A 14,461-nucleotide genomic window follows, 5' to 3' on the forward strand; every position below is an offset into this window, starting at 1 on the left:
TTATTCGCCTCCGAATACGTCTACATTAGCAAATAAACACGGCGGACTCGCGTGACCCACTGTGATCGCCTGATTCGGTTCACCTTTGCCACAGTTGGGTGTACCTAAGACCTCAAGTGTGGAGCCATTGCCAACGGCCTTGAGGCTGCGCCAAAAGCTGGACGAGATGCCACGGTAGTTTGGTTTCTTGACGACCTTGGTCAGTTTACCGTTCTCGATCAGCTGCGCCCGTTCACAACCAAACTGAAACTTGTTGCGTGAATCGTCAATAGACCAAGAGCAGTTGGTTTGCATGTAGACGCCGTGTTCCACGCTCTCGACCATGTCGTCAAAGAATTCTTTGCCCGGCTCGACGTTCAGATTAGACATCCGATCAATCGCCGGTCGCCGCCAGCTATCGGCTCTTGCACTGGCAACGCCGTCGTAGTCGGCACGTGTTTCAGAGACCGTAGCACCGAGGGGGCGGAGCAGGATCCCGTCCTTGATGATGAACTGTCGCTCTGCCGGACGTCCCTCGTCGTCAAACGCGTAGCTTGCGGCCTGTTCAGGCCGCGATGGATCAAAGGTCACGTTGAGGAGCGGCGAGCCGTATTGATATTTACCAAACATATCCATCGTGACGAAACTGGTGCCAGCATAGTTACGTTCGTCGCCAAGAATACGGTCCAGTTCCAGCGGATGGCCGATTGACTCATGAATCTGTAGGACCATTTGGTCGGGAGCCAGCAGGAGATCCATCTTGCCCTCGGGGCAGTTCGGCGCTGCGAGTAGCTCCAAGGCTTCATCAGCAATCCGCTCGCTCGCCGCGTTGAATCCCGACTCAATGAGGATCTCAAACCCCTGCTGGCGGCATAAGGCCATCCGGCCAAAGGTTCTGGTTACCGTCTCAGGCCCGCGGTTGGCCGTGACAACCAATGATGGCACCATGCGGTCGAAGGACTGAAAAATCTCACCACCGCCGTTAGTCAGGTAGAGGCGGTCCGTGCGCATATGCCACAGCTCAGCTGCCCAGTCGACTATCTCGCTGCCGCGTTTGAGGCGGTTGCAAGCATCGGTAAGGAGATCCACTTTTGCCTTGAGCGTCATCGACTCCCAGGGCTTGCGCACGGGGCTTTTAAACTCACCACGGTGGTGGGGCATATCGATCCGGGAAAAGTTAGTCACCGCAGCCTTACCGAGCCGCTCGGCCCAGGCCACAGCCCGCTCAAAGGCGGTCCTGACACCGCTTTCCGTTAGTTCCGAGGTTGCCGCGTAACCGACGCCGCCGCGATGATGGACCGTGACCATGACGCCCTCGTCCTGCCCCGTCCGCAGGGGTTCTAAGACCCCCTGCCTGACGGCAACCTGATCGTCACGATCATTGTGGTAACGGATGCTGGCAAAGTCGACAGCCGGCAAGGTTTGCTTGAACAGTTTTTTCACTAAATCAATACGAGCTTGCTGCATGCGACTTTCGCGCCCCCACTTAGTTAGCGAGCAAAGTATCCGTCGATCCGAGACGCCCTAGAATTGCGGTGCTGCGATCTATAAATGATTGCATCATTTCAGCCGAAAACTCGCCTTGTTGCAACCAGGCAAGATCAAAAATCTGATTCACCACGAGTTTCACCTCCTCTTGGCGGTTGAAAGTCTGCGACAGCTTGATGAGATTCTTGATCGCCGGGCTGTTTTGATTGACCACCAGGGTCCGTTCCTCGGGCACACCAGCGGCAAAGGCTGCCATGGCTCCGTTGTTACGGATCATCTCTTTCATGCGGCGCGTATTCTCATCGACCACCAGCATGGCGGGCACTTTGTCAGATTTGAAGGCCTCGACGCGGATCTTGACCTTTTCTTGCGTCAGATTGTCACGGAAGATCTTGTCGATCTTTTCGCTCACGGTGGCCTTGTCCTTGGCATCGACCACGAGGTCAGGTTTGGCGCCCTCGAGCAGGTGACTGGTGACATCGGAGTCGATACGCTTGAATTTCCATTTCCGACCAGTTTGCATCTCGAAATAGGGCAGGAAGTGCTGATCGATCATGGTATCGGCGATCACCACCTCGAGGCCTTCGTCTCCAAATAGACGCAAGTAAGCCGCTTGGGCCGTTGCATCACTTGAGTAGAAGACCGTGCCGTCCTCCACCTTGCCTTGTACTTTTTCTTTGTACTGCTCGAGGGTCAGGTGCTCGCCCGCAGCCGATTTAAACAGTACATATTCCTGCATGCGCTCAAAAAACTTATGATCGCGCAGCATGCCAAATTTGATGAATGGGTTAATATCGTCCCAAAACTTGGCGTAGCTGTCGCGATCAGTTTTGGCCATGCCGCTTAGCTTATCGGCCACTTTCTTCGTGATGTGCTCTGAGATCTTGCGCACCGTTGGATCGGTTTGCAGATAACTACGCGACACGTTGAGTGGTAGATCCGGGCAGTCAATCACCCCTTTGAGTAGGGTCAAGAATTCTGGGATAAGCTCCTTGGTATTGTCTGCCACATAAACTTGGTTGCAATAAAGCTTAACCTCACCCTGCGAGGCATCGAGCTCGTGTTTGAGCTTGGGGAAATAAAGCACACCTTTGAGATTGAACGGGTAGTCGACATTAAGGTGGATCCAAAAGAGCGGATCCGGGCTTCCTGGGAAGAGCTTATGAAAAAAGTCGACGTAGTCCTTATCGCTAAGCTCTGTCGGGGAGCGCGTCCACAGTGGCCGCGTGTCGTTGAGAACTTCAGCGTTACCCTCGAGGTAAATGGGGTAGCGGATAAAGGCACAGTAACGCTCGATGAGCCCCCTAATAGTCGACTCCTCGAGCATCTCCGACGAGTCGTCACCGATGTGGAGCGTGATCGAGGTGCCGACGGTTTTACGTTCGGAAGCCGTCATTTCAAATGCCGTTGATCCCTCGCAGCTCCAATGCGCTGCGACGGCACCCTCCTTGTAGGAGAGCGTATCGATTTCGACTTTGCTGGCGACCATGAAGGCCGAGTAAAAACCTAGTCCGAAATGCCCGATCACCTGCTGGCTATCATCCTTATCTTTATACTTGTCGAGAAAGTCATGCAGCCCCGAGAAGGCCACCTGGTTGATGTATTTCTTGATCTCATCGGCCGTCATACCAAGACCGGTATCGCTGATGATCAGCTTTTTTCCAGGTTTGTCGATAGTCAGCGTGATCGCCGCCTCGGGGACTTCGGTCTTCACGTCTCCTAGCAGAGAAATCTTCTGCAATTTAAGTATGGCGTCGGCCGCGTTGGACACGAGCTCACGGATGTAAATCTCTTTTTCCGAGTAAAGCCAGCGTTTGATGATCGGAAGGATATTCTCAGCATGAATAGAAATGTGTCCGGCTTCCATAGGCCTAGGGACCTCCTCAAAATGAAATTTGTCCCCATACCTGTAAGTTACGATTCTGGGGTGGTCAAGGGGTGGTCCTGGGGCGGTCCAGACGTGGGCGCCGCCCCCAGCGCCAAGAATCAACACAAGTGCCTGTAAGCACGAGATATTTAAGCCTTAGACCCACCACCGGACAGGTGCCAACGCCCATATTAAACTTGAGCATGCTAGGGATTTTACGTAGAGCTGCCGTAGGCCCATCTAGAAAAGGAGCCACGTCATGAAATGTTCACCTACCCTAATCCTGTTAGCCTTCCCCCTACTAATTAACGCCTGCGGCAGTCTCGCGATGGCGCCATCGGTCACGAAAAGCGAAGACCAGAAGACGTTAACCATCGTCGGTGACGAAGCCGAACTTTTCATCTCCGCCCTATTTCAGTCCGGTGTTAGAGATCCGAGCGGTCGCCTTGGCGCGCTTAAGTTGCAAGCTGAGGTGGTCAGCTGTTCAGCGCCGGTAGTTCCCGCCCCAATTCCGAGCTGTACGCTCATGCTTCAGGGTGAGCTGAAAGTGGTACCGACCACACCAGCCGCAACCCTTTACCAGGTGCTCCGCGCACATGGGGCAAGCCGGCCTACCGATTTGCTCGGCGTCAATCTAGTAGGGGCGTCTGATATCGCTTGTGAACGCAACACCACCGTCAGCGGTGTTAGCCGCTGCACGATGAGTGTCGGTGCTAGCGATTAGTTGAAGTACGGAGCCAATTCGCCGAGGATCCTTAGCCCCGCCTGCATACGGTAATCGTAGTTTACGTAGTTACCGTTTTGCGGGTAGCCGTGTACCGGACTAGCGGTCGTTGGACAGTCTTTGGTCTGTCCTCCACCGCGCGAGACGCCTCCGAGTACGTGGAATACGTCGGTAATGACGCCACCGTTGATCGCCCATGAGCTGCGTTTGGACCGGCCGCCGATTGACTGCGCCGCATATAAATAGGCCTCGATCAGGTTAAACCCGCTTGCGCTATCGAGCGCACCCGTATCGCAGTTGACAGCATTCTCGTACAAGGCTGCGTAGCCAGGCTTACCACCGGGGAACCAGCCGTAGAGATTTTCGATGCCAAGCGCTGCCCGCCTTTGTGACGGTGGTGTCAGAGCGTTGTCGTAAATGCCGGAATTCAAGTCAGCGATCAGGATGGATTTATCGGTCGCAATGCCGAGAGCGTCACCGGTTTTCGCCTCGACCAGAGCTTGGCCTTTCGCCGCCGCCTGAGCGGGGTTAGCAGGGAACGGGAATACTCCCTTGGCAGCCGAAGTCAGGTTGGCCGGTATGTATACATTGCCCGTGGTATAAATCGTGCCGACGCCCTGGTAGACACCTTTGATCACTAGCTCGCCTTGGACCATGACACTACCGTCAATCTTAATCGGCGCGGCTTTAGTGCCAATGAGAACCAAATTGCCTGTGTGAATCCCATTAACCGTTACGGCTTTGCCAGCCGCGTCGACGCCGCTAATTGAGCCCTTCATGCGCAACGTTGCACCGTTAAAGTCAATCTTTGGGAAGGCCGGCCTACCAGTTATCGGATCGTTCGGGACTTTGTTGCCCGTGTAGTTCTGCTTGACTCCTTCTGCTACGGTGATGACGTATTTTTTTCCATCCGGTGTCATGTCAGTCCATGATTTCGCTGCATACCACCCTCCCGATACGCGTTCGCCAGATAGGGGGACGTGACCAGAGGACCAGTCAAGGACCTCTGCCGTTGACGCGACATCACCGTTTATATGGGTGTGGCACATGCCACACTTGAGATCGTTGACCAAGAGGGCAAATCGCGGTGCCTTAACCGCTGATCCGTCGGCAAAGAATCCGTCCGTGCCGCCGCCGTCAGGTGCAATTGCCTTCGAAGCATCAGCGAGATTGTCGGTTGCGATCGATTTCACAGGTGTTACCGTATCCGTTGTCTGCACAAGCGGCGCAGCCTTCTGGCTTCCCGTTGATGAGTCAAAATTACTCGACGAGCACCCGACTGCCGCTATCGCTAGCGTGTTCACAAGTTGCATCCCGAGGCTTTTGAGGTACAGACCTTGGTTCATGGGGGAACCCTTTCGTGTCAGTAGTACCTCTAGCGGTAGCATACGTCCGTGTCGGTATTCCGACGTGCGGACTTGAGAAAAAAGCAAAGATTCGCGCAACTATTTGACTTTACCAACTAAAAAATCACGGCGCCACAGCGCAATTACGCCACTTCGCTGAGTCACTTTCGACGTTTCGGGTTGTTTACCTGAAAAGCACAGAAGCCAGCCGTTCCTTCTGGGTTAACTAACCATCCGATCCAAAATTCGGGTTAGTTCTCCGCACATGTAAAAAGGTACCGAGAGGATTCCGTCATGGAATGACAATGGATGTTGTGAGATGCGGATCGCAAATGCAGCATTCTTCTCGCGGATGAACAATCGGGCTGACCTCAAGCTGCCAGTACTCCCAGCCTTAACTTCCATGGGCATAATTTTGTCATGATGCGTTATTAGGTAATCCACCTCCGCCTCGGAGCCCTTGGCTTCCCGATGCCAGTAATGCAGGCTTGGACTTGTATCGGCTGGTGTATTTGCCAACAGCTCTTGTCCAACAAATTGTTCGGCAAGCGCACCTTCGTTAACAAAAAGCGCATCGACAATTGATTTAGGACCAAGGTCGATCCCCAACATGTTTAGCATGATGCCTATATCCAGAAGCTGAACTTTGAACACACCGTCTCTTTCTCCTGCTGCTAACGGTGTGCCGTTGGCATGAGTAGCCCGAATCAAACGCACTAATCCTGATTTTTCGAGATCCAGTAGTGGCTGTTTAAAATCTCGAGCTCGTGCATCTGAGTCAACATGTGAGAATTTAAATGGTCTTCCTACCAAACGAGGTACGGCTCTGAGTATTGTTTGTAATTTGCGATAGTCATAGCGCTTGCCATACTTAACAAAATCAGCAACGTAACCGAGAGATAGCCGCGACTGCACAATTTTTGCTTCTAAGTAGCTTTTGCTCTCACGAAAGGTATCCACTACCTCGGGTAATCCGCCGATGACAAAATACTCTCGCACAAGTTCTAGCAGCCGATGATGCACTGCCTCAGAAACCGGCACATCTGGCGTCGCTTTACTTATACATTCGACCAGACCGTCCTCGGCGAGAGCGAGAAGAAATTCGCGAAATGACATGGGATGCATCCACGCGAAACCTACGCGCCCTACCGGGAACGATCGAATTTTTTCATCATCTAAGGCAAACTCTAGCAATGAGCCTGCGGCTATGACCTCGAGGCCAGGCCGTTGTTCTTTGAACGCACGAAGCGCTAAAATAGCCTCCGGTGACTCCTGAATCTCATCGATGAATAGCAATGACTGGCCGTCAATAAGCCGCGTCTTGAGTAATGCCTCTAACTCGCGACTCATCGTAATCGCGTTTAAAGAGGAGAAGCACGCCTTCATGGATGGTGCTAATTCGAGATTGATCTCAGCCAGATGAGGGAATGAGATCATCCCATATTGCCGGATGCTGTGGCTTTTGCCGGTTTGACGGGCACCACGAACGATTAACGGCGTCTGTTTGGACCGTTTGCTGCGGCTAGTTAAAAAATCCTGGAATTGTCGGTACATAAGCGTCGCTCTGATTCTTACCGTATAAATAAGCCATACAAGGCTATTATAGCCGTCTTTTTTAACCATGTCATGGTCGATATACCGATCTGACCGGTTCCCGAGGCTAGATGCCGAACAGATTCCCGAACAGATTCCCAGCGGGTCGTCGTCCTAGATCCGGCCTCAACGACGACGCATAGCCCGCATATCAGGTGCCCCGTGCACGGCACTTGTATCGACATTCATCATTTGCAATAGACCTGCGAATAAGTCCTTTTCTTCAGTCTTCCGCCCTGTATCGGGACGCCCGGAAGCGGGATCGAAACCGTAAGTTAGTGCCGACTTAGCATCGATGCCGCCAAGAACTTTATTGCCGTTGGCTAGCGGGGACATAACTAAAACACCATTGTTTAGATGGTGACCCGAGGCAAAAACATCGGCTCCGCCTGGTCTGATTTTACTGCGGCCAAAATCGGTCGCAAAGTAAACAACTGAACGGTCCCAGTAACTCCCGCCACGAGGATATTCTTTTGCCTTCAAAAACCCGATCATACGATCCGTTATCGACAGCATCCGACTCCACATAAGCGCCTGGACACCGCGGTGGCTGGCGTGCGAGAAGTCAAAGCCTATGGGCGGGTTTCGCGTCTCCGAAAGGCCACCTTTACTAACTACCGTGAAAGATGGACCAAGGGTCACGGTGCAGGTCGTACCTTGCGTTATGGCCATACATGCGAGGATCGCCTGGGCCTCGTAGGGATCCCACGTGTAATCCGGGAAAATCCGCATCAGCTCCACGGCATTGCTGTTGCTCGGTGAGATATCCAGGCCTGCCGCCAGTTTGCCGCGTTCAAAGAGATCGCGCGTATCACTACGCGCACGTACCCAGTCACGCATGACGGGCGACTCTTTAAAGGTCCGGTAAAATGCCGAGGGCGCATCGAGCATTTGATCGCGGATCTCACGTGCGACGGCCATCACCTCTTCTGAAGGAGCCTCATCAATGCCATAGGCACTAGAAAGTCCCTTAGACCAAGTTGCTGGCTCGTTGACCAATGTGCCCTTAGCGTAGCCGGGCAAACTGCCGTCGATACCGTGTTCGACGTATCCACCTTGTCCTAGAAGCAAATTAGCTAAAGGCAAGCCTTTGCCGTAAGTAGCAGCGATCACCTCTTGCAGGGTGCGCCCAGACCAGGCCTCATTGCCGGTGATGGCTCGTTTTTGCGCTGTGGTATGGGTCACCGAGGTGCTCTCAGTGGTCACTACCATCATGTCTTGTTTATGTTTGCGTAAAAATGCCTCTTGAGCACCCTGAACTTTGAGATTACCGAGTACCGCAATAGTTCCTTGATAGTTCACGGCCCGCAGTGGTGAGTCGGGTAAACTGATGAGCTGAGACGTCTCGTAGCAGTTGAGTGCATTGGCATCACCACCTGCCGCGCGCACCTCGTTACTTGAGAGCGCCATAAATGAGTCAATAATGGAGGCACCACCCGATCCGTGCATCACGATCAGAAATCGCCGATCGTCACTTGATGTCTCCGCGGCAAGGAGCCGACGTGGCGACCAGAGTAGGGGGCCCATAGCAAGCAAGAGTCCTTGAGTCACAACATCGCGGCGGTTGAGACCCTGCTGCTTACGACTTGCTGCACTTCTTTTATGGCGACTCATAATTACCCCCGTCCTAATAAAGGACTGACTCCAGCTGCGTGGCAACCATCCAGCACGCGGACTTTGCCCAAGTTTTGCCGACCTCGTTGCCAGACACCATCGACCCCACAGAATCTAGAAGCTTTTCATGCCCGGCGTAATCGCCATCAGTAGGATCACGCTGTAGAAAATTACGGTACAGACGCTGAACAGCGTTTTTATGGGCCTCGGTAAAATTGGTGCCACCCGATGGGATACCGGCAAAAATTAGCGGGCTACTACCACCAAAATCCAAATCGACGCGCCGCGCGCAGGCCTGCAGAGCTACGCGTTCGATAGCAATCGGGCTCGTTGGCACCGGTTTTTCGGCTCGCTCGTACAGCATGAGATTGGCGTCGACGCCACCGAGGACGATGTTGTAATGCGTCAGACAGTCTTTTCCCGATTCGATGCACAACTGATTCGGAGGCAACTGCAAGGCACGCGCATAGTCATTGCGTAGGAGGTAGATTTTTTTAAACCGCACGTTGGCACGGTGGGAGAGTCCCGGCTCACCATCATCGCCCGACCGTATATCGGCCGACTTCGGTTTTCGAGGAGCGCTCGGCCCGCCGCGACCTTTCTTCTTAAACCATGAGCAGCCGTCCATAAAAACGAGCATGCCGATGATTACAAGTGCTTTTGCCTTATGGTGCGCCATAAGCATCCCTCGTCACTAAATCGAGTAATAAGTTGCGCACACGGTAATTATGCTTGGTCTTTAGGTTCTCGACTAGCGACTCAAATTCGTCTTCTGTTTCAGCATTTGGTTCTTCGCCAATCAAATAGCGCCAATAATCAAGGACGATTTGGCGGGCGTATTCTTTTGAGTTTGCAGCCACACGCCCCCACTCCGGTAGGGAGTTAACAGCTTGGCCTAGTATGAAACCGGACGAGGGTGTTGCCGCCAGATTGGGCTCAGTTGTTGCATTCATTTTGGCGAGAATCCGCATGCGGTTCTCGTTGTACTCACCAAGCAGCAATAAGTCGCCACCGACCAGAGAACTGCCGCTCTGCACGATCCCAGCTAGAAACGGAGGGAGCATGACGCTACCGCCAACGGCACCACCAACAAAACCGCCGGCTGTGTTGATGTCGCGACCAAGAATTTGAAACGTCAGCCCATTGTATTTGGTAAATGGGTAGGTGAGAGCATCCAGCGAACGGTGACAGGCGGCACAGGCAGGGCGCGTGACGTCTTTGTTGTCATAGTCGACTAGGCGAAAGTTACTACCTGGTTCGACTAGACCTTGGTTTTTGCTGATATCAAGACCGAGGTAAACACGGTAAAAATGAGCTGCAGTAGACCTCGGGATCGAGGCAAACATGGTGAGCCCATTTTGCGCCCAGGATGTGCTGAGTACACCAGCTCGTTTGTCCTTCGGCACAAACTGCTGCATATTGTTGTAAAAACTGCCTGTCACCGCGAGGACACCAGGCTTCTTACCATTGAGCGCAACGTTCTCGGTGGGTGTGTAGGCGGTAGTGCCTCCATCACGGCGGGTGACATAGTAGTTTGCGGTTAGTACACCACGCGCGTCCGCATCATCGATGTGGTGATAGATATAAAGGTTATAGTCGTCATAGTAGTCAGCCAGTGGAATCTCGCCGCCATCGTCACCTGCCTTGACCACGGTTAAGGGACGTACCTTGACGCCAGCCATATCCCAAAGTATGCCGCCCTTGCCGCGCCAGAAGTTTGACTTCATGCAGGAGTCAACGGTTGCGGCAATGCGCTGCTCTTTCTCGGTTAGAGGTAGTTCTTTAAATTCTTGGTATGCCTCGAAGGTCGGTGAGTTGCCGCAGAAATCTGCATTCACCTTCTTAAAGGCGTAGTCAGGATCGTAACCACATAGATTGTAGCCACTCCCTGCACCCCGAGCATCACAGTTACGCTCGTCTTTGGCTCGCGTATTTTGCCCTTGGTCGGCCACACCGGGTTCGGTCCCAGAGGCAAATTCTTCCAGATTGACGATGCCGTCGCCGTCACAGTCCTGATTCATGACTGCTTTAGCGGCAGCTTCTATAGTCCGGGAGCGAGCAAGCGCATCTTTAAGACAACGCCCGTAAGGATTTAGAGACGGGGCTCCGGTATGACACGTCGTACACGAGGCCTGACCGGTGCCACACCCAGGAGCATCAGGTGCAGCCGCACAGAGGCTGCGTGCATTGGCAGCGTTGCCAAACGCCGGCTGACTGCCACCAAGCCACAGGCTGAGGCATGAGATAGCAACAATAGCTCCCCTGAGAGCCAATGCCCACCGAACTGCCATGATGTTTAATCCTCTAAAGTGGTAGGAATCTCCCTACCAACGAGGCGGCTTATCGGCATTATGGTCACTAAACTTTAGAAATAATTTGTATTCTAACCGGAAATCAGAGACTTACCGCACTCACAACTCAACTTGCAGACCAATCTCGACTACCTGAGTCGGCGGAATCTGGAAATAGGTAGTGGCGCGTTGGGCATTCTGCGACATGAAGGAGAAGAGACGTTCACGCCAGATCGCCATCCCGGGACGCGACGTTGCTAGGACGGTCTCTCTGCCGAGGAAGTAAGCCACCTCGGACGCATCAAATTTTATATTTTCAGCGTCACAGCGCAGGAGCACTGCCGGTACATTCGGAGTGTCCATGAAACCGTAGTAAACCACCATCGTGAACAGTCCAGGGCAAACCATCCGGACTTTATACCGCTCCTCGCGTGAAACGTAGGGAACTTCCCGCGTCTGGACGGTCATGAGTACGACCTGATCGTGCAACACTTTATTGTGCCTGAGATTATGAAGAAGTGCCGGCGGCACACCGTCCAAAGCACTGGTCATGAAAATAGCCATGCCTGGGACGCGCGCGGGAGGATCGCGCCTGATATTTGCGATGAACGTATCAAGAGGCATCGCCCGCGAACGTAAACGGTCAGCGAGAATGGTCCGGCCACGACGCCACGTCGTCATCAAGACAATGATGGCTAAGCCCACCCCCAGAGCGAACCAACCGCCGTGGGGAATCTTCAGCATCGAGGCGCCCCAGAAAGCCAATGTGATAGCAAACACTGGTGCGACCACAACCACTCGTAGCCATGTGGACCAGTGCCACTGATTCTTGGCGACGAAATAAACTAGAATAGTCGTCAGCACCATCGTCGTGGTCACAGCCACACCATAGGCTGCGGCGATCGCACTCGACGATTTAAACAGCACGACTAGAAAGATCGTCATTGTCAACAAGGCCCAGTTGACGAATGGCACGTAAATCTGACCGATCTCCTCCTTCGAGGTGTGATTGATCGTCATGCGGGGTAGGTAGCCAAGCGCAACAGCTTGACGCGTCAGCGAGTAGGCACCAGAGATCAACGCCTGCGAGGCAATAGCCGCTGCAAATGTTGCCAGCACCACGAGAGGATAGAGAGCCCAACTCGGAGCGAGGAGAAAAAATGGGTTTTCGGCCGCTCCAGGATTCTCAAGTAGTAGCGCGCCTTGTCCGAAATAGTTGAGAAGCAATGCTGGCAGAACAACACCAAACCATGCCATCCGAATTGGCTTAGGACCAAAGTGTCCCATATCGGCATAGAGCGCTTCACCACCCGTCACGACGAGAAAAACTACGCCTAGTGAGACAAATGCGAGCCACGGATTGGCCTTAAAGAACACGACGGCGTGCACTGGATTCGCAGCAGCCAGCACACCGGGATGGCGCAAAATGCCGCCCACTCCCAGGCCCGCCATCACAAAGAACCACACGAGGAGCAATGGACCAAAAATGGCACCAATCGTCGCCGTGCCGCGGCGCTGCTGCCAAAAAATGAGGAACAGTACAACGATGGAAAGTGGTACCACGTAAGGTTCAAACACCGGTGTCACCACCGTCAAACCCTCGATGGCACTGAGTACTGAAATGGCTGGTGTGATAATGCCGTCACCATAAAGTAACGCTGCCCCGGCGAGTCCCATCAGGACGATCCACCGGCCGCGTCCACGGCTGGTCAGTTGAGCTCCTGGGTCCACCAGCGACATCAGTGCCAGAATCCCGCCCTCGCCCCTGTTATCGCAGCGCATGACAAAGGTGATGTACCAAAGAGAAATCATGATGATCAGAGACCAGAATATCAGTGATAAGATCCCGAGCACGTTGCCATGAATTACTGGCAATGCGTGGGGCCCATGAAACGCCTCACGCAGAGCGTAAAGCGGACTGGTACCGATATCGCCAAAGACCACACCCAAAGCTGCCAGAGCGAGAGTGTAAAGATACCCTTTCGAGTTCGACGCCGGAGATTGGCTCATTTGGCTCATTTGGTAGCGTTACCTGTCTTTGACTGCGTTAGGAGACACCAAGCAAGGTCTTCGGTTATGCTGACATTAACTACCAATGTCAACCTCCGACTACACGGCCTTAAGAATCGAAAATCACTAAAAAAACCATTAGGCTGCAGGCTCTGGGAAACGTCTGGCGATGGTCTCACGGCGGTACCCGAAGATGCGCGCAACATCGTGATCGACCATCCAGCCTCCGGTCAAAGCACCCAAAATACCAACCGGTGGTTTGTAGCGCACAAAATCCACCATCAAGGTCCCCCCGCCAAGCTCGCTAAACTGGTGGGTGTGATGCCACACTGCGAACGGTCCACGTAGCTGCTGATCGACAAAGCCACGCGGAGGATCCCACCCGATAATCTCAGTCGTCCACTTGAACGATATGCCATGGAGGCGCAATTTGTAGTAAATGAGCGTCTTATTCTCAATCTCCGACGTCGATTTACCCACGACGTTGAAGCTGAGCCAAGGCGGCGTTAACTCTTCAAGATTTCGCTCATCAGAAAAATACTTAGCCACCTCAGTTAAAGGCGCGGGCAACCACTGCGCGGATCTCAACCAGTCGGTGTCACGCAACGCATCCGTGCCGAGTAGATCATCAACCGCGGAGGCAACTGTCGGAAACTTGAATTGGTGGCCAAGCTCCAGCGCCTTAACAGGGATAACTTTGGTGCTTGCCAGTACCATCTGTGCCGCCTCGCCAAGAGCCACCTTCATGACAGCAGAGGGCGCCTTCAGTACGGGCCCACTGGCCCGACCCGTTAGCTGCCTATGTAGCTCAACAAAGCGACACGGGTTCGGTGCTGTCGCGTTAATGGGTCCCTCGGCTTTGTCGTTACTGAGCGCCGTCAGAATCAACCCGACCATGTCATCCAAGTGAATCCAGCTGAACCACTGGTCGCCAGAACCGGGTGCCGCCCCTAATCCTAAACGGTAGAGTTTTGCCAATTTGGGTAAGGCACCGCCACCGTGAGCCAAGACAACGCCAATCCGCAACAGCGCGACACGCACACCGAGCGGTTTAAGCGGATCCGTCGCTGCCTCCCACTGGGCACAGAGCTGGCCCGTAAACTGAGTACTCGCCGCACTAGATTCCGTCAGGCTCTCGTCGCCTGCGTCGGGATAATACCCGATCGCCGATGCCTGCACGACGACCCGCGGCTTGCGACGCGCCCGCGTCACGGCTTGGACCATTGCTTCGGTAGGACCTAGTCTTGAGGCCATGAGCCGGGCCTTTTTTGCATCTGTCCAGCGACCCTCGGCTATGCTCTCACCGGCTAAATTAACGACTGCATCGATACCGTCAATAGCACAATCCGGTAATTCTTTGCAGTCAGGGCCCCACTGGAACACTGTACACGGAAACGATAACTGTTCTCTCCTGATGCCTCTGCTAACAATAGACACCTGATCACCACGCTTAACTAAAGCCTGGCCTAGGGCCTGCCCGATAAGTCCAGTAGCTCCGAGTATGAGTACATGTGCCATAGGTCTAGGTCCTTAATATAGAGGCAGCCAC

The 14,461-nt window shown here is 53.6% G+C and carries 10 protein-coding genes; 1 reads left to right on the forward strand and 9 read right to left on the reverse strand.

The window, feature by feature from the left end; all coding sequences use genetic code 11:
- Entirely contained in the window at positions 1 to 1,446 is a 1,446-nt protein-coding gene (locus FJ146_09155; protein ID MBM4252125.1) for a TldD/PmbA family protein, read from the reverse strand.
- A 19-nt stretch (positions 1,447 to 1,465) separates the two neighbouring features.
- On the reverse strand, positions 1,466 to 3,334 hold the full coding sequence (htpG, locus tag FJ146_09160; protein ID MBM4252126.1) for a molecular chaperone HtpG: 1,869 nt from the start codon (positions 3,332 to 3,334) through the stop codon (positions 1,466 to 1,468).
- Positions 3,335 to 3,593: 259 nt separating this feature from the next.
- On the opposite strand from htpG, the gene FJ146_09165 reads away from it, so the two are divergent.
- Positions 3,594 to 4,058 (forward strand): hypothetical protein, encoded by a 465-nt coding sequence (locus tag FJ146_09165; GenBank protein ID MBM4252127.1) that lies wholly within the window; start codon positions 3,594 to 3,596, stop codon positions 4,056 to 4,058.
- On the opposite strand, the gene FJ146_09170 is transcribed toward FJ146_09165, so the two are convergent.
- From FJ146_09170 to FJ146_09200, 7 genes are all read right to left on the reverse strand, one after another.
- Complete coding sequence (locus FJ146_09170) at positions 4,055 to 5,404, reverse strand: hypothetical protein (protein ID MBM4252128.1); 1,350 nt, start codon at positions 5,402 to 5,404, stop codon at positions 4,055 to 4,057. The two genes, FJ146_09165 and FJ146_09170, sit on opposite strands and share 4 nt — an antisense overlap.
- A gap of 222 nt (positions 5,405 to 5,626) precedes the next feature.
- Positions 5,627 to 7,027 (reverse strand): ATP-binding protein, encoded by a 1,401-nt coding sequence (locus FJ146_09175; GenBank protein ID MBM4252129.1) that lies wholly within the window; start codon positions 7,025 to 7,027, stop codon positions 5,627 to 5,629.
- 96 nt (positions 7,028 to 7,123) lie between these two features.
- Entirely contained in the window at positions 7,124 to 8,611 is a 1,488-nt protein-coding gene (locus FJ146_09180; protein ID MBM4252130.1) for a hypothetical protein, read from the reverse strand.
- Positions 8,612 to 8,624: 13 nt separating this feature from the next.
- Positions 8,625 to 9,290, reverse strand: a complete 666-nt coding sequence (locus FJ146_09185) for a hypothetical protein (protein ID MBM4252131.1) — start codon at positions 9,288 to 9,290, stop codon at positions 8,625 to 8,627.
- The gene (locus FJ146_09190; protein MBM4252132.1) at positions 9,277 to 10,902 is read right to left on the reverse strand and encodes a hypothetical protein; all 1,626 of its coding nucleotides are present in this window, start codon (positions 10,900 to 10,902) and stop codon (positions 9,277 to 9,279) included. Before FJ146_09190 ends, FJ146_09185 begins: the two co-directional genes overlap by 14 nt.
- A gap of 120 nt (positions 10,903 to 11,022) precedes the next feature.
- Positions 11,023 to 12,912, reverse strand: coding sequence for a potassium transporter Kup (locus FJ146_09195; protein MBM4252133.1), 1,890 nt, complete (start codon positions 12,910 to 12,912; stop codon positions 11,023 to 11,025).
- A 138-nt stretch (positions 12,913 to 13,050) separates the two neighbouring features.
- Complete coding sequence (locus FJ146_09200; GenBank protein MBM4252134.1) at positions 13,051 to 14,430, reverse strand: TIGR01777 family protein; 1,380 nt, start codon at positions 14,428 to 14,430, stop codon at positions 13,051 to 13,053.
- Positions 14,431 to 14,461 lie beyond the last annotated feature (31 nt).

It is taken from the genome of Deltaproteobacteria bacterium, assembly GCA_016874735.1.
Lineage (GTDB): Bacteria > Bdellovibrionota_B > Oligoflexia > Oligoflexales > CAIYRB01 > CAIYRB01.